The sequence below is a fragment of the Emcibacteraceae bacterium genome (assembly GCA_041396985.1).
Classification (GTDB): Bacteria; Pseudomonadota; Alphaproteobacteria; order Sphingomonadales; family Emcibacteraceae; genus Pseudemcibacter.
On sequence record JAWKXO010000004.1, the window covers coordinates 1 to 20,721 of the forward strand.

The window sequence follows — 20,721 nt, forward strand, 5'->3', positions numbered from 1 at the left end:
ACTGAACGGTTTTACAGGGTTGATACTGCCCGCTCCCGAAGCCTTGGAGGCACCGGTCTTGGACTTGCCATTGTTAAACATATTATCCAGCGCCACGAAGGAAAACTTAAAATCGAAAGCGAAGTCGGGCACTATACGAAAGTGACAGTTTTGTTACCAGAAAAGCAGTAAATAGTTTTTGACGGGAAGTATTAAGCCTTAGCACCTGTCATATTAATGTAACAATTATATTGGCTGAATGTCATATTAATGTAACAATAAAATGGCATACAGACACCGTAAAAAGAAACCGATTGACAGAGTATTAAAGTATGTCTGCAAAAATTCTTCTTGTTGAAGACGACGCAAGCCTGACCGAACTTATCAGATACAATCTGGAATCAGAAGGCTATGATGTTATGGTTGAAGTTGATGGCGAACAGGGGTTACTGAGTGCCATTGAAAATACACCTGACCTGATCCTGCTGGACTGGATGCTGCCAAACTTATCCGGCATTGAAATCTGCCGCCGCATTCGTCGTGATAAAAACACTCGCAACACACCGGTTATCATGCTCACTGCCCGCAGCGAGGAAAATGACCGTATTCGCGGCCTGGATACAGGCGCCGATGACTATATCACCAAACCCTTTTCGCCCAAGGAACTGATCGCTCGCATAAAAGCCATGTTCAGACGCATCAGACCGGCCCTCAGTGAACAATCGCTTGAATATGGCGGCATCGAAATGGACCTGTCCATGAGAAAAGTCTGCCGTGATGGCGTGCCAATTCATCTTGGCCCTACTGAATTTAATATCCTGAAATTCTTCATGGAAAATCCGCAAAGGGTATTTTCCCGTGAACAGCTTCTTGATATGGTCTGGGGCAACGATATTTATGTGGAAGCCAGAACAATTGATGTTCATATCCGCCGCCTCAGGAAAGCCCTGAACGACGGGAACAAGAAAAATATTATCCGTACTGTGCGCAGTGCCGGATATTCACTTGATACAAATATTTAATATTAAGCTGTAAAATTATAAAACCCTCCCAACAATCAGGACTGTGCTGATGATATTTTTCAGCACGGTCTTTTTGTATCTGGTCAGCAAATCGTGATTTTAACCATAAAATAATTAAGAAAAGAGTGCCATCAATAAGCCACTTTTATCCATTATTATATATACTTATGCCACATTTCTAACTGTCAGCATTAAGAAATGCTTGCAATTAAGATATTAATATGTATGGTTAATTTTAATTAACAAATATAGTTAACATATGGTTTATCTTATAAGTTATTGTAAAATAACAATAAAATTACAATAAACGTATGAATATGAATCATAGTTAATGGGCTGTTAACCATTTTCGTTAATACTTTAAAATAAAAATAAGCAAAATTGGGTGTTAATAATATGGAACTCGAAATGAGAGAGAAAAAACAGATTTTTGAAAATGATTCATCCAAATTATCAGCCAGAATGTCTGTGTTTGCCTGGATCATTTGCGCGATGCTGGGCTGGGCCCTCGCCTTTACATCCTTTTCTTCCCTAACGGGGGGCGGCGATGACGAAACCACTACCATTACTGCTAAGAATGAACCAAGTGCAGAAGAGGCAGCGTCAATGGAAAATATTCTTCCGGCTGCCGGGAAAAAGCCGTCTAATCAATAGACTTATTTATTGGAATAAATCAGCCGAGTGAGCGGGCAATGAATGGGCCGACGAAGTTTGCCACCGGTAACGGCAGCTTCTGCCAGGTTTTAATCATCAGCTGATATTTAGGGTTCAGCGGATTAACTTCGGGGATGTCGTCCCCTTCCCTTAGATAATATTCATATTCAAGTGGTGTTGGATCAAAACCCCAGTTTTTCTTGAAACTAAATGCCCCTGTGCCATTTTTGCTGCGACCGAAATCAAACAGGGTAACACCGCGCGCTGAAACCGCATGTTCCATGACGGACCAATACATAAAATCATTGGCCGCATAGGTGCGTGCATCCACCCCGCCACCACCGTAATAGGGGATAATTTCATTTTTAAAATAAAAGCTCATAACGCTGGAAATGGCCTTTCCTTCCGGTGAACAAACCGTGAGAATTTCGCAGTCATCCTTAAATTCATCTTTTAACGCTTTAAATAAAGCTATTGGAAAGACCGGAGTGCCAAGGTTCCGGACACTGGTTGAATAGAGATGATATAGCCTGTCAACCGTCTCATCGATTTCATATGTCAAACCGAAATTGATGCCTTTTCGCACCATAGCTCGCTGTTTGCGCGGAATTGCCAGCATATTTTCTTCGTTATCTGCGCTTAAATTTTTCCGAAAAGTAGAATATGTTTCCGCCTTGATCGGCCAGTCATCATGACATCTTTGGACCTGACGGTATTCCATGGCATCAACAGCCAGATCATCCGCAATCTTCTTGGCATACGCATCCAATAGCTTTAGTGTTTCAGCATCATCAAACAATGGTCCGCCACCGACGGAAAATGCCACAGAAACCAGTGAATTGCCAAACAGCCGGCTTTTAATGTGAATAAGCGGCAGAATACCACAGATTGCCCCATCCTTTTCAGCATAAAGATAATAATAATCGTGGCCCATACTTTTATGGACACTCCGCCCCCAGGCCGATAGGTGAAAGACGCTCCCATGATCATGCATCATCACATAACGATCCCAGTCCGTGCAGCCGGCCAATATGTTTAAGCGTTTAATTTCAGTCACTTATACATTGCCTTTAAGAAAAATATCGTCCATTCGTCCCCATTTGAAATCAAGAAGCAATTGTTCAATCTTGCTTTCCATTACTTCAAGGTTTGTATAATGACGAAATCTGGATTTGAAACCGGCCTGCTCCTGTCTTGGCTGGTCCGGGTCAATTTCCCACGGGTGAAAATAAAATATACAGGCCTGTTGATCACGATTATTGACCCTGTCCATAGCCATTTTTGAAAGGCCATAGGGCAATAGCCGGAAATACCCGCCACCGCCACAGGGGAATTTCTTATTCATGACCTCGAATGTGGTCACAGGCATTTCCAGAAAATCACTGCCGTTAATCGGCTTAAAAGCAAACCGTGGCGCATTCGGCATACCATAATGATCGTGACGGATCGGGTAAATACTTGAACTGTAAAGATAGCCCGCTTCCTTCAGGCAATCCAGTGCCCAGATATTACGCTCGCCGATTGAAAAGCTTGGTGCACGATAGCCTATAACAGCCGCACCGATTGTATCTTCAAGCAGTTTTTTTGACTTTGTAATATCCTCAACAAATTCCTTGCGGGAAAGATCTGTCACACGGTGATGACCAATGCTGTGACTGGCCACTTCATGACCCTGATTATGAATTTCCCTGATCAGCTCCGGATACCGCTGACACACCCATCCCAGCACAAAATAGGTTGCTTTAACGCCATAATTATCAAACAGCTCAAGGGTTTTTCTTGTATTTCTGTCAACCCGGCATGGCAGATTATCCCAGTCATCCCTGGAAATATCATTTTCAAAAGCGCCAACATGGAAATAATCCTCCACATCAACGGTCATGGCGTTGATAATGGCAGATGATTGTTCTACTGGTTTTTCTTCTGATATAGCCGGCGCTGGTGAGGCCATAATAAATCCGATCCTCTCTTGAGTTAAGCGTCTAGCAAATCTTCAACTATTCCGATGGTCCCTTTAATGGTCCTGTCATGAATTTTGATATTCTTTTCAAGACGAACGACCCGTTTTCTAAGCTTAATCAGCTCGGCAGACGCTGTCAGTCCTGCTTCCTTGGCTTCTTCGATCGCTTCTTCAGAAATATTGATTTGGGCACCGTTATTATAGGATCCGTTGCTGTTCCCGTTTGATCCAAGCGTGCCGTTCTGGGCCAGTCGCGCACTTGCAGAAGCGGCATAATTATCCTGCTCCATATCCTCAAGCACTTCTTTAACCACTTCCCCGTCAATAACGTCCAGTTCCTCTATTGCCCCAAAAAGCAACAGACGGGTACAGAGTGTATTCAGTTTACGGGGAACGCCGCCGGAATATTTATATATTTCTGCGTGTCCATCTTCTGAAAATGCAGGGTTTCCCTGCCAGTTAACCAGACTGAGACGGTGTTCAATATATTCTTTGGTTTCCTCGGCTGTCATTGGTGACAGATGATGGGTGGCAATCACCCGCTGGCGCAACTGTTCCAGTGCCGGGTCGAACGCCCATTTATCACGAAATTCAGGCTGACCAACCAGAAAGCTCTGCAGGAGCGCTTTATTGCCTTCCTGAAAATTGGACAGCATACGAAGCTCTTCAAGGGCCTGTGTCGTCAGATTCTGTGCTTCATCAATAAGAAGCAGCGTGGTTTTCCCCATTTTATTATTGTGACGCAGAAATTTTTCAATTTCAGTAATCATAATGGCTTTATCCGTAACTTTAATGTCAATGCCAAAGGCGGCAGCCACCATTTTCAGAATATTATCCGCATCAAGTTGAGATGTCACAATTTTTGCCGTGACAAATTCGGCTGGATCCAGGCTTTGCAAAAGCCGCCCGACCAGGGTTGTTTTACCCGACCCGATTTCACCGGTAATGATAATGAACCCCTCACCCTGACTGATACCATAGGACAGATAAGCCATCGCTTTATGGTGCGTGCTGCTGTCAAAATAAAAGTTTGGATCAGGCGTTAGCTGAAACGGCTTACCAGTTAAATTATAAAATTCTGAGTACATGTTTATTCCTAGAAAGTAACACCAATGGCGACACTAACATAATTTGACATGCGGGGAACATAGTTAAAAAACAACTGATTACGTTTTGTATGAATATACTCAATTGTTCCTGTTATATTCTGGGAAATGGTATAATCAAATCTGCCGCTATAAGCGATAAACACGTCCTTGCCAGGGTCCGTGAAAAAGTCATCTTCCATCAGATTGGCCGCTGCGTTAAATGATAATCTTGGGCTTAATCGTCTTGTCCAGTCAATACCGATAGCACGGCGAATATAGGTTGAAGCCACATCGTTGGATGTATTTTTGGAGTAGCTTGCACTTACACCAATCGTTGAACGTCCTCTAACACCGACAATACCGGCATTCCACTGCTTTTGCCTGTTAAAGTTATTGTTAATAACGTCCTGCTGAACGGGAACAGACGGGTTATTATCCCCGTTTATTACGTTGTTAAGGGCAATATCCTGAAATGAGCTGTACCGGTCAAAATAGTTCACAGTAAGATCAATTCTGTCTGTCAGACGATAGCTTCCTGAAAAATTGAATGTATTTCCGTAAAACTCTTTACCATAAGTCGCGGTAAGTACGGTTCTTGGCCCTGGTGTCAATCGACCACCAGCACGCCAGATGACACCGGAAAACGTCCCGCCGGCAAAGTCCGAATTCCGCTTAAGAAAACCGACCTGACCGATAAAGGCAATCTGTCTTGTCCACTGATAATCACCACTGGCCAATGAAGTATAGATATCATTGTCCGTTGTATTACTACCTCTCTCACGACGGAAAGAGTTGGCCCAACTCCAGGTGAATTTTGTAAATCTGGTGCCACTGGCCAATGTTGAGGACACTTCATGAAACTGGGCGGATGATTCACCAAGATCAACACCGGTAAGGGTTATGTTCCGTGAAAGATCAATATAACTATATCTGTATCTGTTTGTCAGAGTGGCAAAATTACCGTTAATTCTGTTTACCGTATATGGAGAAACATCAATAATCGATAAAGTACCCCTGTTTGTTGTCCGGGCAAGGCTGACTGTGGAGAAAGCCGCTCTACGGTCAATAAACTGTTCAGTCATCGACGCATTAAAATCAATAAAAACAAAATCACGGACCAGTTCGGACCCTGCCGTCGCCTGTAGGTTATGACGGAACTCATCCTTATCACCCGACAGGCTCGGATAAAACAGATGGGTAAGCCCATAATCCAGATTAAGGTTGAACCTTGGGCCTGTCGTATCAATTCTGGTACCGACAGTGGTCTGGGTCACAAAGTCACTTTGCGCAAACGCAGCATCAAGATTAACGTCATCCGTATAAATCTCGGCAACGTTAAGATAAGGCGTAATTTGCCAGTCTGCCGCAAATGATGTTGAAGTGCTCCCAAGGGCTCCTATTGCCGCTGTTACTATGGCTGTTCCGACTTTATTTTTCATTTTTATAGTGTCCTGACAGTTCTTATTATCTTTGTTATTGATTATACCCGTAACCGTAATATGAACCAAATCTCTTATTTCCGGTATGGATCTGAGCCTTATTGAGAATCAGATTAATATTTTTACAATTTTTGATCAACTGCAGCGCTTCCTTGACTTCCTCTTCAGAAGTTCTGTCAGCTTCAACAACAAATAAAATCTGTCCCACATGCATCGCCAACACGGATGATGCACTGCTTGCCAGAACAGGCGGACTGTCAATGACGATAACACGGTCATGATAGCGCTGGGCAAGTTCATCAATCAGATTACCCATTTTTTCACTGGCCAGAAGCTCTGTCGTAAAGGAATGTTTCTTACCAGCCGGCAGAATGCTCAAATTCTTAATGTCGGTTTTCAAAATGCATTCGGCAAGATCAATACTGTCATCTCCGATAACATCTATCAGGCCTTTACCACCTTTAACCCCGACCGTGTTCATAACATCCGGTTTGGCAACATCAGCATCAACCAGAAGCACATTAAGGTCTTTTTCCTTTGCCATACTCAGCGCAAGACTTAGGGCGCAATATGTTTTCCCTTCATCTGGCTGCGAACTGGTCACCATAATAATATTGCCGTTTTCGATAGCATTTTCACCACCCGTAAATGCATTGATCAGAAGGCTTCTTTTAATCAGACGAAATTCCTCTGCAACGAGCACATTATCATTATTCAGGGTCAGAATATTTTTCTCGTTAAGCCGATCATGATCAATTTTGATTGCAGGATTGATCTCTTTCAAGCTTTCACGGGAAGTATCTTCACGCTTCAATGTAGGTTCCACCTTATTATCCCGAACACTGTAACTGGCCGGTTTAACAAGTTCGCCATTCGCTGCTTTTGTCTGAGACTGAATGTCAGGAGCCTGTTTATTGTCTGCAAGTTTTCTTGCAGCACGCTCAACAAGGCTTTCCTTTGTTTTCTTTTTTTCGTTCACGTTCATATTCAAATCTTCTTTAAAAAGTTAAACTACACTAGCGTTCATTCGTTCAAGAACTATGTAAACAAAGACACCAGCAACGAACAGTCCTCCAAACATGACAGAGGACGCGACCATGCTACGTTTACGCAGAATTTCATCCTGCTTAGATAAAATCGCAGAGACACTTCCCAGAACCGGCAGATTAAAGACATCACGCAGTTTCTGTTCGGAAGAGAAAGTGCTGTGGAACTGGTTCATAATGAACGCCACACCACATCCGGCAATAATGCCAACCACCATACTGACAACCACCAGGAACAGACGGTTCGGGCTGGCAGGCGACGTTGGCATTGTCGCAGGTTCAATCAGGCTATAATTAATGCCCTGTGAGGTATCTTCAAGAACCTGTGACATACGTGTTTCTTCACGTTTGCTGAGAAGCGTATTATAATTGTCTCTCAAAATATCATAATCACGGTTAAGTCTTGTCGCTTCTGCCTCAACTTCAGGCACACGCTGTGAAAGCGCCAATAGATTGCTTACAACGGCTTCCCGCTGAGCTTTACGGGCATCAAGTCTGGCCATTTCACCATCAATATCAACAAGTTTAATACTGAGCTGGTCAAACAGCGGGTTTGGTCTTAAGCCATCCATTGATGAAAGGGCAGATGTATCACCGTCATTCATCGCTTTTGCAAGACCTTCTTTTTCCTCAACAAGCTGATCCTGCAGCGCCTTGATCTGATTTTGCAGGATGACAACATCAGGATGCTGTTCTTTATATCCTTTGACATAAAGCTCATCCAGCTGTGTAACCATTGACGCAATTCTGGTTTCAATCGTTACGCGCTGGGCACCGCTGATCGGTCCTGCACCAAAGGATGAAACAAATGGCGGCAGTTCATCACGATACTGAATGATCTGATCTTTTTGACTTTTCAGTTCGTCTATCTGCAACTGAACATCGGTGACTTCCTGTCTGGCAGCACTCAGGCTTTGCATATATGACTGACCGGAAGTGGACAGGAAGGACATATTGGCCTGTTCAAATTCGGAACGTCTTTTTTCCGCTGCTTCCAGTTTCACTTCAAGATCACTGAGCTGCTTCTCAATGAATGACATAGCTCCTGACAGTTCGCTGGAACTGTCAATAAGCTGACCGCCCATAAACGCATCAAGGAAGCCCTGAACGACACCATGTGCAAAAACAGGATTTTCGCTTGCATAAGACATGCTGAACAGGGTTGTTGATTCGGGTTCAATCTTGAAGTTGTTGGCAATTTCCCTGACCATGCCATTAAGCTGGTCATCTGTAAGTTCACCGGTCGGGCTGACAAGATTTTTGATATTTGTACCCAGGATAACCTTCTTTACATTATCAAGTCCAAGAAGCGTCTCACGCATACCCAGAATCTGATTGTAAATATTGTTATTGACTGTCAGATCTGACATCAGAGGCGTAAGCACACGGTCAGAGTCAAAATGCAGTCTGGCTTTTGATTCATACTGGTTTGGAATTTGCGATACATATAGCCAACCTAAAATTGACACTCCCCATGCTATAGCAAGTGCAACTTTTCTGTTGCGCCAAATCCCGTACAAGATTGATATAAACTGAGTATAAATTTCGTTCATCTTTGTGTACTTTCAATTAAAACTCTATTGCCTTCAAATCAATTCTTCTTAACCTGACCATCGCAGTCATAACTATCCATCAAGAAAAACTTACTTCATTTCCATCTACCCGGTCGCAACACGACCGGGGTCATTTATATAAAATTTCTAAAGCCTAAAAGAAGCTTTCAGGAACGATGATAACGTCACCTGGTTCAATTTTAACGTTCGCTGATACATCACCATCTTTAAGAAGGTCATCAAGACGAACTGTATATTCTCTCTGGCTGTTATTTTCGACACGTGCGAGTGTTGATCTGTTCCCTGCGGCAAATTCTGTTAGTCCACCGACAGCAATCATAACATCAAGTAGAGTCATATTTGCCTGATACGGTATTGCCTGAGGAGCAGTCGCAGAACCGACAACACGTACCTGTTGTGCGAATGGTCCCTGAAAGCCGCTGACCAGAACAGTCACAATCGGGCTTTGCAGATATTGATCAAGACGTGCTTCAATATCACGGGCCAATTGTGTTGGTGTTTTCCCTGTAGCAGGCATATCATCAATCAATGGCATTGAGAAGCGGCCATCCGGACGGACAGTAACCGGTCTTGATAGCTCCGGGTTTCTCCATACGAAAATTTCAAGTGTGTCTAGCGGGCCGACAATATACTGTGGACCAGGACCTTCATTAGCCGTCACAAACTGAGCTGACGGAAGTTCACCTGAGCCTCCCCCACCACATCCGGCGACAACAAACATACAAAGAGATAGACAAATCTTAGCAACATTTGCTGCTGTGTTATTCATATTTTTCAAAAGGCTTTGCACGATTAAATTCCTTCTTTATTATTTTTAATATTAAAACCCGCACCATTTTCAGCTAAGGTAATACAACTGTTATTAATCTAACTTTCTTAAATCTTTATAAATTTTTCAAAATTCACGCAGATTTATTTTAAAATAAGATCTGATGATGTTACTTTGCATAAATAATAATATTTTGTTAAATGGTTGCTGAATGTGATTTTCGGATAATATGACGTCCGTTTTTTTCACGACATCATTCTTCGATATCAATTATGGCTCTCAGTCAATTCACCCAAAAACTGCAAATAAACCATATGTCATCTAACTCAACTCAAATACTATTACAAACACCAGGAACACCCCGTCCTTATTTTTTGGCAGAATACTCAAAGTTTTCTAATCTGCCGCGGAATATAAAATACCATAATTTCATGCTTAATGCAGGAATTAGCTTAAAATAGCAAAAAAAAATATTTTGTTAACCATGTTTTGTGCCATTTTGGGAATTTAACCTATTTTATTAACCATAAAGAACGTAAAATATTTTTCAAAAAAAAGAATCACTTCAAAAAAACATATTTTTTTAACCCTTAAATGCCTATAACATTAAAGTAACAATAATCAGGTAATTCTTAGGAATTCTCCTATGAAATATACCGATAAATAAACAAAGGAAATGATAATTAATGCCTCATAACATCCATCTCATCGCGGCGGCGCGGCCTAATTTTATGAAAATTGCCCCACTCTATCATGCGCTTGCCGATCAGGACTGGTGCAAGGTCAGCATTATACACACAGGGCAGCATTATGATGCCAATATGTCCGATGATATATTCGCCGATCTTATGTTGCCTGAGCCGCACTTTCACCTGGGCGTCGGGGGTGGCACTCATGCGGAGCAGGTCGGCAAAGTGATGATGGCGTACGAAGATATCTGTATGAATGTTGAAAGACCAGATCTGCTGATTGTGGTGGGTGATGTAAATTCGACAGCCGCCTGCGCAATGGTGGCAGCAAAGCTGCATATAAAGGTTGCCCATCTGGAAGCGGGACTGCGTAGTGGTGACCGCTTAATGCCGGAAGAAATAAACCGCTTGGTGACCGATGCCATTTGTGATTATTTATGGACCCCTTCCCCCGATGCTGATGAAAATTTAAGACACGAAGGTCATCCGGAAAGCCGGATTATCAGGGTCGGTAATATTATGATGGATTCATTTGAACTGCTGCGTGATAAAATCGATGCTGAAAATGCGCCGGCGAAATATGGTCTCGAACCAAAAACATATGGGGTAGTTACCCTTCACCGTCCATCCAATGTTGATAATCCTGGCATACTTAAAAAACTGGTTGATGGTTTGGTTGAAAATTCTAAGAAAGTAAAACTGATTTTTGCTGTTCATCCAAGAACGAAAAAAAATCTAATTGCTAATAAATTATGGAATGATTTTCAGATGCATGAAAATCTGATCCTGATTGAACCGATCAGTTATGTTCCCTTTATGAGCCTGGTAAAATCGGCAAAACTCGCCATAACAGATTCAGGCGGCATTCAGGAAGAAACAACCTATCTTGATATTCCCTGCCTGACTTTGCGGGATAATACAGAACGTCCAATCACGGTCACAGAGGGAACCAACAAACTGATCAAACCTGAAGCACTGTCAGAAAATGTGGACAAAGTCCTTTCCGGTGACTGGATACACGGAACCAAACCCGATAAATGGGACGGAAATACGGCCAATCGTATCAGGGACATCATTTACAATTTATTAAATTGATTACTGTAAATTTGTGCCATTAACCTCAGGAAATGAGATACGAATTAAAATGATCAGAAAACTGTTATTACTGTCTTTCACTTTTTGTCTGTCTGTTATATTGCCAATATCATTGGGCTTAACAGACACCAATCGCCGTTTTCCAAGCGAAGATGGTGCCTTTACAGCAGGCCCATATTACAGCAGCACGACAAAAAGCTATTTTGAACTGATCCGCAATAACGGTCAAACCTGGAACGATGCACAGGCACTGGCGTCTGCCCATAAATTTAAAAACACGTCCGGGCGGCTTGCGGTTATTGACCGGCCGGAAGTACACCGTTTCCTGGTGGGGAAATTCGCATTTATGCAGGATACATGGATCGGCCTGCGGTTTTTTTGTGAAGATTCTATTCTTGTCTGGACAAATGGAATTTCCGGAAAAGGCAGTTATTTTTCCAACTGGTCTCAAACCACTCAAAAAACAAATCTTTCCTGCCCACAGACCGGCTATCTTTATACCTATATCAATGAGAATGCTTTTGACTGGGATCTGGCCAACTGGCAGAAAACAGCAAATTACGTCCTGATAGAATATCCGACCGGAAAGAAATAATTTTCTGACTTCGCGAGTAAGCCAAAAATTTATGATCTTCTAAAATGAGGAAAGTCTGAAACTGTTGGCTGGGGTGCCAGGATTCGAACCTGGGATCACGGGATCAAAACCCGATGCCTTACCGCTTGGCTACACCCCAAAAATGAACAGTTTTCTTCAAGGTGGTGCGAACATAGTGAGTTTCAGTTAAACTTGCAATAATGTTTTTTACTTATTTTGCTTTTTTTTGACTTTAAATTTATCTGATAAATACTTAGGCTTTTAAATCAGTCGCATAAGATACATATTTAGGATGACAAAGTGGCAATCGATAACCTGATTTCAAGAGGCATATGGATCATATTACAGCCAGGCAATTTTCTGATCCTGTTGTTGATAACCGGACTTTTTCTTGTTCGGCTCAGCCACATTAAGCAAAGCTATCGAACTGTAGGAATAGGTTTAATCGGTACAGCAACAATTTTGCTCACTGTTATCGGCTTTTCAAATTTATCAAGCTGGGTCATGTGGCCGCTGGAATGCCGGATGGATGATTTTCGCAACAAACTGGATCAGCAGCCCTATGCCGGCATTATTGTCCTTGCCGGCTCTGAAAAACCATCCATCAGTACAGCATCCGGACAGCCAACCTTAAATCACGGCGGCGAAAGGTTATTCGCCGCTGCCTATCTTGCCAGAAAATATCCCACTCTACCCATCATCCATAGCGGCGGTACTCGCTTCGCAGACAATGACATGAGTGAAAATGATGTCGCAAAATTATTTTTTGAGCAGGAAGCAATTGATATTTCTCGACTAAGGTTTGACAGTAAATCCTATAACACCAGCACCAATGCCATAGAAAGCAAAGCCCTTATAAAACCGGGAGAAACCGGTAAATGGCTACTGGTGACCAGTGCTTTTCATATGCCCCGCGCCGTTGGTGCCTTCCAAAAAGCGGGCATAAATTTTCAACCTTATCCGGTAGATTATAAATCGACGCTTAAATATGATGGGTTATTTGAATTTAGTTTTTCAGAAAATATGATGCGATTTGATCTGGCTATACATGAATATATTGGGCTTTTTGCCTATTATATTACAGGACGCTCAAGCAGCTTTTTTCCGTCCATGCCATAAAAAAGGCCGGATGATCCGGCCTTTAGCATCATTTTATAATTGCCATTTTCTGATATATTTTGGCTTCTCAATATTTTGCCACATTGCTTTAATATCAGCAATAAGTCCGCCTGGCTCCAGCAACCGTTCAAATTCACTGCCCGGTATATCCTTATAGCTGTCATGGGCGACGACACCGACCACCGCCGTATAGGAATGATCTTTAAGATCGGCAAGGTTCGGTTTTAGGTCAATATTGAAAAATTTCTTGGCTTCGACCGGGTCAGCTGATGCATCGTGAACATCAACCTGAAAACCACGGACTTTTAAGCCCGCAATCAAATCAATCGCTTTTGTGTTGCGAAGATCTGGACAGTTTTCCTTAAAGGTAAGACCAAGAACAAGAATTTTACCGTTTCCTGACAGTTGGGCACAAATTCGTTCTGCGACAAAATCCGCCATTCCGTCATTAATGGCCCGGCCCGACAAAATGATTCGTGGATCGTGATTAATCTGTTTTGCGCGTTCCGCCAGATAATAAGGATCAACACCAATACAATGTCCGCCAACAAGGCCCGGCGTAAATTTCAGGAAGTTCCATTTTGTCCCGGCCGCTTCCAGCACATCGTAAACGGAAATACCAAGTTTTTGGAAAATCATGGTGATCTCATTGACGAAACCGATATTAATATCGCGTTGGGCATTCTCGATAACTTTGGCAGCTTCCGCAACACGGATGTTTGCGGCTCTGAACACACCGCCGGTTGTCACGGCACAATAAAGCTCATCAAGCACATCCACCACTTCCGGCGTTTGGCCGGAGATCACTTTGGTAATTTTATCCACTGTGTGAACTTTATCGCCCGGGTTAATCCGTTCAGGTGAATAGCCCAGGAAAAAGTCTTCACCGCATACAAGTCCCGATTTTTCAGCAAGGATCGGACCACAAATTTCATCAGTCACACCTGGATAAACTGTACTTTCAAAAACAACAATGCTGTTTTTGCCAATGACTGGCCCAACAATTTCACAAGCGGAGCGAACCGGCGTCAGGTCAGGTTTATTTTTCTTATCAACCGGTGTTGGTACGGTGACAATATAAACGGCAGCATCCTTGATATCTTCCACAGAACTTGTGACTTTGAGCGTACTGGCGACCAGACGTTCCCGTTCTATTTCTTCAGTACGGTCAAACCCGTCTTTTAGTTCAGAAACACGCTGTTCACTGATATCAAAGCCAATCACATTGAATTTTTTTGCCAGTGCCACGGCAAGAGGAAGACCCACATAGCCAAGCCCTACAACAACAATTCGTGTTTCAGGTGTTAATTTTAATGCTGACATTTATTATTCCACTTTTCTTTATTATTAGAATTTAGCCCGAAGCTATCCCAAAATTATTAAAAAATTTATAAGATATTATGATAAAACAAAGAAATAATCTTATTCCAGTATTCTGCCCCAGCCGTTTCTTATTTTATATGGCCGACTTGAGGATAAAAGGTCAAAAAGATTTGTATTATGATCCAGTTTCTGACCACCATTTTTACCCAGCCTTCTGAAATCAAATCTAAATTGTTCACGACTTTGTCGATACCAGAAGAAATCAAACGGTATCGTCATATAAATTCCTTTATCAAAACTGCCCCGGCCATAATCACTGTAGCTCATATCCGTGAAAGTTGCATAAGCACCAATTTTTATTCCATTGCCAAACTGCCGGGAAATATCGATTGTTGTGCCCCAGTCTTTTGCCAGATATCTGCCAAAGCTAACTTTGCTGGTAATATCATATTTTTTATTCACATAATAGATGGTTCCGTGGCCAGTAAGGGTTTTATAGTCCCGCATATCCAATAGTTGATCATAACCACGCTGTTTCACATAATTTAAATCCAGACCGAATGAAAGACTGCCTTCAAATGTCTGATAAAGAATTTCGCCACTGATACCGGAATACATTGCTTCAAGATGCCCTGCGGTCAGTCTTGTATAAATATTTCTGACCGGATTTTTAATATATTCAAGGCTTAAACGCTGAATACTCGTTTTTCCCTCCGCTGCATATAAACCGATATCACTTCTGACATGAGGCACATTGGGGTTATCCGAGACCGGCAGTTGATCAAGATTACCTACGATGTTCTGCTTTGCTTCCGCATAAAACTGTAGATCATCTGTAATATTAACCCGTCCAAATATTTTTAAATTTAAATCACCTTTAAAATGGTCATCTTTTACTGAGCCAAAATGTGTTTCGATATCCGGTAAAATACCAAAGTCAAAATTCGGATAACTATTGTAACGCTCACCACCAAGTGGACCCAAGTCCGGTTCTTCAATCGTTGCATCAGCCAGAATTTCTTCGGGGCTGCTGTTATAATCGGCAATCTTCTCAAAATCCTTACGCAAAACCGACACTTTTGATACGTTGATCCCCCGCTCCATTGAAATAATATTAAACCGGTCCACATCGTCTGGTGCTTCCACCGTTAATATTCTGGCAGTGCGACCGACATTAACCGGAATATCGGTAAACGGTGAAATATTTTTAGTTACCCAAACTTCATTCTCACCAACAACCACTTCTTCAGGCATCAGTTTTCTGTCCGACATTCTGTCCATAATTGAATGCGCAATTCGCTGTCTGTCCGTTTCTGTCACATTGGAAAGCTCGCGACTATAAAAAGCTGTAGACCTGAAGGCATTCAAGGCCAACTGCCCGTCAGCATTATCCTGCTCCCCTTCCAAAGCATCATCAGGAAAATTGATCCTGACCTTTTCATAATTTTCAAGCACTGCCCCCAATACCAACTGTCTGTCTTGTGCAGGAAGCTGGTTGGGTGCTACATTAATTTCAATAAGATTATCATTAAGACTAAGCGACGTTATGTCAAAGCCCATCTGTTGAAGTCTTTCAAAAATTATATCTTCGTCTGACTTATTTTTATAATCAGTGGCATTAACCGCATTTAATTTAAGTTCGCGTGACCTTATTTCATCAACCGGGGGGCCGCTGGCAAAGCCGAGCTTCACTGGCTTATGCAGATTTTGTTTTAGTGTCAGCTGTAAAGCGATCTGATTGCCATGAAGCAGGCCACCACCAACTTCCATCCATTTATTTACTTTATAATTTAGGCCAAAATTAAAGGCCGTCTTGCTTTCATAGTCTTTAAATATATCAATCTGTGAGCGATCAACTGTTGAATATTCAAGCTTGGCTGTTAAGCCCTCAATGGGAGTTTTATATTCCAGTCCCCAGAAAAAGGCCATTTTTTCACCGGAATAATAATTGCCGAAACGCAGTTTTTCCGATTCCGGATCATTGAAACTGCGCCTGCTGAACCCGTCCCCGAATATGCGCATGATGTTATAAAGACGGTCACGGCCTGCCAAGTTGCCAAATCCAAACCCAACACTGACATCAAAATTATAGACTTTTTTGCTGGCAACAATATATTCACCACTGAATACGCCGTCCCCGAGCAAATCCTGAAGCCCTATGGCAATAGATGGTTTATAATTTCCTTCTTCAAGCAATCTGACCTTTATATCCAGCCCTTTATCTATACCATCATTGGGTTTATTATAATCAGAAAATCTAAGTGTCGTTTCCAGCCATGGCGTCGCCTGCCACGTGGCATAATAATTCTGGCCGCCATAAATATGGTCAATGCCGACAGCAAGTTCCCCATCTTCTGAAAAACGGGCATTACGCATTTCCAAAAGACCAACGCCACCGAAAGACCCGAATGATCCACTATCCCGATCAGATACATAAGATAAATCTTGGGCCTTAACAGTAATGGGAGTAAGCAATAATGTCGGCCAAAGGGCATATTTGAAATATTTCATGTAAATATGCCTTTCAGCCTTTCATTATAGAAATTCTTTCAAACGTCAGCATTAATTTCTGACAAGAACCGCGATCGATGCTGCTGAAACCGCCAGATTTCTGAATATGTCGCCGATTTCGCGCACCAGAGTCAGGCTGTCATACGGGCTGAGGTCTGTAGGCACCACAATGGCCGAACCCGGCGGAATACTTAGGTTCCTGTCCCCGCCCCATGACGCCAGGCTGATTGGTTTGGCAACTCCATTAGGATAAACAACAAACACCCGATCTTCGTCAGCAGCACGGGTAAACCCGCCCACTTCCTCAAGATAGCTGCTGACGCCTTTTCCAGGAACAAACTGAAGCGCACTTGGATTTAACACATCACCGACGGTAACAATGAAATTCGGTCTTTTGGGCATAAACAGACTGTCACCTGCTTCAAGGACGATATCCTTGCTTGGATCAAGCCCCAGGACAACCGGGTCAGCCTCAATAACAACGCGTCCCAAAAATTGCTGATCAGCCATACCGTTAATCATCCGTTGCAGGGCAATGGCGCCATTTGGATCAACATTCTTTTTCACGGAAGCGGAAACCATCGCCGACTGTAATCTCTGGGCCGTCTGCTGCATCTGCTGACGCTGCATGGTTTTCACCCGGTCTCTGGTAAAAATGGCGCCGTAGGGATAGGCCTGATCAGTAATGCCACCGGCTCTGGCAATAAGTGATGAAAGCTTCTCCCCTTTGCGGATGGTATAAACGCCGGGTTCAACAAATTCGCCGGAAAGAAGCACCGCCCCAGATTCAAAATTGGTATAAACACTGCTTACCCGCACACCACCACCAGGATTAACGGTCACTTTGTTAAGATTGGAAACTGAACTATCGATATATTCCCAGTTCATCACAAGGTTGCCGTCTTTTGCCTGCTCGCGGTAGCTGGTAATTTCAATTCTGTTCATGTTGGCATCATTTGACGTGCCGCCGGCAACAGACAACAGGAGATCAACCGACGTTTCAGTGGTAATCGGAAACACGCCTGGCAATCTAACCGCACCATCAACAGAGATAATATGTTCCAGAGTAAAGGAAAGAAGGTTACTCACATCCTGATAAATCCTTGGGCAATTGGAATAATCAACAACTTCCTCTTCCCCTTCCATATCTTCATCGGCTCTTTTATTCAATTCCCTTACCGCCTGATCGGTCGGAACGGCATTTAAGGCGAGCAAAGATTGGCGGCGCTGTTCATTGAGCAGCGCCAATTCACTATCATCAAGTGTTAATTCCCTGTCTTTATCCTGTTCCTGGGTGCTTTCACGGCGTACGAAAACAGCACGGATAGCGGTTGCAAAGCGGTCTGACTGTGTATCGGCGATAATACTGGCAAGATTTTTTACAGGTTCACAATATTTCTTGTTAATATTACCGTTGGGCAACAGTTCTTCTTCCAGATATTCACTGGTAAAAACCGCCTGACGGATTGCATCGGATCTTAAAAATTCAATATCATCACTGCCATAAATGATGACTTTATCTTCATCAATTAAACTAACATTTTCATTTCCATAAAGAACTTTCTGTGGATTAAAGGGGATCAAAGTTCTCGTTCTGGTCAAAGGATCTGTGCGTTCAATAACGCCGAAAAGCAAATATGGGTTATCGGTCAGATTTTTAACCGATCCAATCAGATCTTTAACCGTAGAATATGTACTTACCGACCGAACACCCGGGGTTGTCACATGCCCGGTCAATGTAACCTTGCCAACTTCAGAATTTTCAAGCAGGTTTACAACGACAATTTCACCGCCAGCGATATCGGATCTCATATCCAGTTTTTCGAAATTGGAACGGCCATCATTATCAAAGCGCATATGGGTTATGGCATTTCCCCGCGATCTAATGGTTCCACCGGCAAGTGAAAGGGCTTCTTGGGCAGAAATTTTTGACTGTCCGCCCGGTGCTTCATAAATTCCGGGCCTGATAACATTACCGTATATGGCCACTGTTGCGCCAATGGTCGGAACTATCAACCGGTCGCCATCCTGCAAATTGATCAGTTCTCCGCTGGATCCTTCAATAACATCATATAAGTCTACGGGAATTTTCTGATCCCCTCTTTGTAGAATTATATTTCTGAGAGAGCCGGTTTTTTTAACACCACCTACATGTAACAGCACTTCAATCGGGTTGACAGACTCGTGGTATTGACAATTGAGGGATTTTCTACTTCGCCCGCAACAAGAACCGAAATCTGACGCAGTGTTGCAACAGAAATATAGGCCTCGGTTCCGATCATACTTTCAGAAACCTGAGCTTCTAATGAATCCTTAACCTCACCCAGCGTTAAGCCGGAAACATTCATCGGATTGAGTGACGGGATAATAAGACGGCCTTCCCGGTCAATCTTTACAGAAATAACTTCTTCTCTCGAACCTTTAAAATTGACAATCAGATCATCGCCCACGCCCAGCTTATAACTGTCCGGAACAGTACCGGTCATGATCTGGTTCATCATCGGCAGTCTGTCAAATATAGTATATCCAAACTGTGTCAGTTCTTTATTGTCTTGTTCTTCAATATCCCCCAGACGCTCATTATAATCTTTTTCAATGATCGACGGACCCGCATTTTTCCTTCTTTCAAGCTGTTCATTAAGTTTATCTACATAGTCCTGTTGACGGGTCTGATCCAGCGGGGATCGAACAGTGGTTGCATCAGTGGTAGAGCCCGTTTGCCGTTTGATCTGATCAAATATAGACTGTTCCAGTCCTGACTGCGCAAATGCAGAACACATACCTGCAATTTGCACAACAAGGAAAAATGACAGTATTTTAAGGACGCTATTTTTTCTTCTGACCATTCTCTTCGAAACCCTGACTATAAATCCTAAACATAAATATTAACCATATACTTTAAGCATAATGGCGAATTTAGCATAAAGGCAAAGAAGCGCAAGTATTACATTTCTGTATCATTTGACTTCAGGATCCAATCCTATAGAAACCTTTATATTATTTTTGTTTCCCTAACCCACCAGCTTTTATTAAATTCCCTTATTTTTAAGGCTGCTGCGGCACAGTCCTCTTTTGTGCGGTAAAGCGAAAAACAGGTAGCTCCGCTTCCCGACATTCGACTGATTAATGCCCCTTCTGTTTTATTGAGTGCTTTTAAAATGTCCTCAATCTCACTTTCAAGAGCGCAAGCCGCCTGCTCCAGCGAATTTGTGCTGTCTTTTAGGATATTCAGCATTAACTGAATATGAACCGGACCTTTAGCGATTTCTCTTTCACTTTCAAAATCCTGACCCGAATTGGCATAGGCTTTAAAGACATCTGCAGTACTGACCGATTTTAAGGGATTAACAAGCAACATATATATGTCATCCGCTATTGTAATTGGCTTAATTCTCTCACCAATACCACACATCTGCGCTGACTGGCTGTAGAGACAAACAGGAACATCCGCGCCAATTTCAAGGGCTAATGCCATTATTCTTGTTTGGCTGATTTCCGGCTTATATAAATCCATTAATAATCTGATGGCGGCAGCTGCGTCAGCAGACCCACCACCAATTCCGGAAGAGACCGGTAGATTTTTTATGAGCTTAAAATTCACATTTGGTGAAATGGCCGTTTCTTTAAAGAATAGCTGTGCGGCTTTTATGATAAGATTATCAGGCCCATAGTCCAGTCCATCAGAAAAAGGCCCGCTAATTTCGAGAGTTAGCCCCCTTCCAGTCTCAACTGTCAGTATATCTCCGTAGTCAGCAAAAACAACAATACTGTCAAGCAGGTGATAACCGTCATCACGACGGCCCGTTATCCGCAAATCAAGATTAATTTTAGCCGCTGCAAGCACATTTTGCCTTTAAC

At 42.7% G+C, this 20,721-nt stretch carries 18 protein-coding genes and 1 tRNA gene; 6 read left to right on the plus strand and 13 right to left on the minus strand.

Features of this window, described 5'->3' with window-relative positions:
* The 3 genes from R3D86_10955 to R3D86_10965 all read left to right on the plus strand — a co-directional run.
* The coding region (locus R3D86_10955; protein MEZ5758728.1) for an ATP-binding protein at nucleotides 1-171 on the plus strand (171 nt) is incomplete at its 5' end.
* Between the two features lie 140 nt (nucleotides 172-311).
* Nucleotides 312-1,001 carry a phosphate regulon transcriptional regulator PhoB gene (gene phoB, locus R3D86_10960; protein MEZ5758729.1) on the plus strand — a complete coding sequence of 230 codons (690 nt, stop codon included), beginning with the start codon at nucleotides 312-314 and terminating at the stop codon, nucleotides 999-1,001.
* A 408-nt stretch (nucleotides 1,002-1,409) separates the two neighbouring features.
* Nucleotides 1,410-1,655 carry a hypothetical protein gene (locus R3D86_10965; GenBank protein MEZ5758730.1) on the plus strand — a complete coding sequence of 82 codons (246 nt, stop codon included), beginning with the start codon at nucleotides 1,410-1,412 and terminating at the stop codon, nucleotides 1,653-1,655.
* Between the two features lie 19 nt (nucleotides 1,656-1,674).
* On the opposite strand, the gene R3D86_10970 is transcribed toward R3D86_10965, so the two are convergent.
* The 7 genes from R3D86_10970 to R3D86_11000 form a co-directional block, all read right to left on the minus strand.
* Nucleotides 1,675-2,712 carry a FemAB family PEP-CTERM system-associated protein gene (locus R3D86_10970; protein MEZ5758731.1) on the minus strand — a complete coding sequence of 346 codons (1,038 nt, stop codon included), beginning with the start codon at nucleotides 2,710-2,712 and terminating at the stop codon, nucleotides 1,675-1,677.
* Entirely contained in the window at nucleotides 2,713-3,606 is an 894-nt protein-coding gene (locus R3D86_10975) for a DUF3473 domain-containing protein (protein MEZ5758732.1), read from the minus strand. It lies immediately after the preceding gene.
* Nucleotides 3,607-3,629: 23 nt separating this feature from the next.
* The gene (locus tag R3D86_10980; GenBank protein MEZ5758733.1) at nucleotides 3,630-4,703 is read right to left on the minus strand and encodes an XrtA-associated ATPase; all 1,074 of its coding nucleotides are present in this window, start codon (nucleotides 4,701-4,703) and stop codon (nucleotides 3,630-3,632) included.
* An 8-nt stretch (nucleotides 4,704-4,711) separates the two neighbouring features.
* Complete coding sequence (locus R3D86_10985; protein MEZ5758734.1) at nucleotides 4,712-6,142, minus strand: TIGR03016 family PEP-CTERM system-associated outer membrane protein; 1,431 nt, start codon at nucleotides 6,140-6,142, stop codon at nucleotides 4,712-4,714.
* A gap of 34 nt (nucleotides 6,143-6,176) precedes the next feature.
* The gene (locus R3D86_10990) at nucleotides 6,177-7,127 is read right to left on the minus strand and encodes an XrtA-associated tyrosine autokinase (GenBank protein MEZ5758735.1); all 951 of its coding nucleotides are present in this window, start codon (nucleotides 7,125-7,127) and stop codon (nucleotides 6,177-6,179) included.
* A 21-nt stretch (nucleotides 7,128-7,148) separates the two neighbouring features.
* Nucleotides 7,149-8,741 carry a GNVR domain-containing protein gene (locus R3D86_10995; GenBank protein MEZ5758736.1) on the minus strand — a complete coding sequence of 531 codons (1,593 nt, stop codon included), beginning with the start codon at nucleotides 8,739-8,741 and terminating at the stop codon, nucleotides 7,149-7,151.
* Between the two features lie 154 nt (nucleotides 8,742-8,895).
* On the minus strand, nucleotides 8,896-9,552 hold the full coding sequence (locus R3D86_11000; GenBank protein MEZ5758737.1) for a polysaccharide export protein: 657 nt from the start codon (nucleotides 9,550-9,552) through the stop codon (nucleotides 8,896-8,898).
* Nucleotides 9,553-10,217: 665 nt separating this feature from the next.
* Here R3D86_11000 and wecB point away from each other — a divergent pair.
* Both wecB and R3D86_11010 read left to right on the plus strand, forming a co-directional pair.
* A complete protein-coding gene (gene wecB, locus R3D86_11005; protein MEZ5758738.1) occupies nucleotides 10,218-11,315 on the plus strand; it encodes a UDP-N-acetylglucosamine 2-epimerase (non-hydrolyzing) in 1,098 nt (365 codons plus the stop codon).
* 49 nt (nucleotides 11,316-11,364) lie between these two features.
* Nucleotides 11,365-11,910 (plus strand): hypothetical protein, encoded by a 546-nt coding sequence (locus R3D86_11010; GenBank protein ID MEZ5758739.1) that lies wholly within the window; start codon nucleotides 11,365-11,367, stop codon nucleotides 11,908-11,910.
* Nucleotides 11,911-11,975: 65 nt separating this feature from the next.
* Here the strand turns inward: R3D86_11010 and R3D86_11015 are convergent.
* Nucleotides 11,976-12,049 (minus strand) — tRNA-Gln (locus tag R3D86_11015).
* Between the two features lie 161 nt (nucleotides 12,050-12,210).
* Between R3D86_11015 and R3D86_11020 the strand changes: the two genes are divergently transcribed.
* Nucleotides 12,211-13,029, plus strand: coding sequence for a YdcF family protein (locus tag R3D86_11020; protein MEZ5758740.1), 819 nt, complete (start codon nucleotides 12,211-12,213; stop codon nucleotides 13,027-13,029).
* A gap of 33 nt (nucleotides 13,030-13,062) precedes the next feature.
* On the opposite strand, the gene R3D86_11025 is transcribed toward R3D86_11020, so the two are convergent.
* The 5 genes from R3D86_11025 to R3D86_11045 all read right to left on the minus strand — a co-directional run bounded on the left by R3D86_11025 (nucleotide 13,063) and on the right by R3D86_11045 (nucleotide 20,707).
* Entirely contained in the window at nucleotides 13,063-14,352 is a 1,290-nt protein-coding gene (locus tag R3D86_11025) for a nucleotide sugar dehydrogenase (protein MEZ5758741.1), read from the minus strand.
* Between the two features lie 99 nt (nucleotides 14,353-14,451).
* Nucleotides 14,452-16,863 (minus strand): YjbH domain-containing protein, encoded by a 2,412-nt coding sequence (locus R3D86_11030; GenBank protein MEZ5758742.1) that lies wholly within the window; start codon nucleotides 16,861-16,863, stop codon nucleotides 14,452-14,454.
* A 51-nt stretch (nucleotides 16,864-16,914) separates the two neighbouring features.
* A complete protein-coding gene (locus R3D86_11035) occupies nucleotides 16,915-19,026 on the minus strand; it encodes an SLBB domain-containing protein (GenBank protein MEZ5758743.1) in 2,112 nt (703 codons plus the stop codon).
* The gene (locus R3D86_11040) at nucleotides 19,011-19,709 is read right to left on the minus strand and encodes a polysaccharide biosynthesis/export family protein (GenBank protein MEZ5758744.1); all 699 of its coding nucleotides are present in this window, start codon (nucleotides 19,707-19,709) and stop codon (nucleotides 19,011-19,013) included. The genes R3D86_11035 and R3D86_11040 overlap by 16 nt, the downstream gene beginning before the upstream one ends.
* A 146-nt stretch (nucleotides 19,710-19,855) precedes the next feature.
* Complete coding sequence (locus tag R3D86_11045; GenBank protein MEZ5758745.1) at nucleotides 19,856-20,707, minus strand: 4-(cytidine 5'-diphospho)-2-C-methyl-D-erythritol kinase; 852 nt, start codon at nucleotides 20,705-20,707, stop codon at nucleotides 19,856-19,858.
* Between the last annotated feature and the right edge of the window lie 14 nt (nucleotides 20,708-20,721).

Excerpts from the sequence above, each read along its gene's own strand:
- R3D86_11025 (MEZ5758741.1), bottom strand. The coding sequence starts at position 14,352 with ATGTCAGCATTAAAATTAACACCTGAAACACGAATTGTTGTTGTAGGG.
- R3D86_10965 (MEZ5758730.1), top strand. The coding sequence starts at position 1,410 with ATGAGAGAGAAAAAACAGATTTTTGAAAATGATTCATCCAAATTATCA.
- R3D86_11040 (MEZ5758744.1), bottom strand. The coding sequence starts at position 19,709 with ATGGTCAGAAGAAAAAATAGCGTCCTTAAAATACTGTCATTTTTCCTT.
- R3D86_10990 (MEZ5758735.1), bottom strand. The coding sequence starts at position 7,127 with ATGAACGTGAACGAAAAAAAGAAAACAAAGGAAAGCCTTGTTGAGCGT.
- R3D86_10985 (MEZ5758734.1), bottom strand. The coding sequence starts at position 6,142 with ATGAAAAATAAAGTCGGAACAGCCATAGTAACAGCGGCAATAGGAGCC.
- R3D86_10975 (MEZ5758732.1), bottom strand. The coding sequence starts at position 3,606 with ATGGCCTCACCAGCGCCGGCTATATCAGAAGAAAAACCAGTAGAACAA.
- R3D86_11010 (MEZ5758739.1), top strand. The coding sequence starts at position 11,365 with ATGATCAGAAAACTGTTATTACTGTCTTTCACTTTTTGTCTGTCTGTT.
- wecB (MEZ5758738.1), top strand. The coding sequence starts at position 10,218 with ATGCCTCATAACATCCATCTCATCGCGGCGGCGCGGCCTAATTTTATG.
- R3D86_10995 (MEZ5758736.1), bottom strand. The coding sequence starts at position 8,741 with ATGAACGAAATTTATACTCAGTTTATATCAATCTTGTACGGGATTTGG.
- R3D86_11030 (MEZ5758742.1), bottom strand. The coding sequence starts at position 16,863 with ATGAAATATTTCAAATATGCCCTTTGGCCGACATTATTGCTTACTCCC.
- phoB (MEZ5758729.1), top strand. The coding sequence starts at position 312 with ATGTCTGCAAAAATTCTTCTTGTTGAAGACGACGCAAGCCTGACCGAA.
- R3D86_10980 (MEZ5758733.1), bottom strand. The coding sequence starts at position 4,703 with ATGTACTCAGAATTTTATAATTTAACTGGTAAGCCGTTTCAGCTAACG.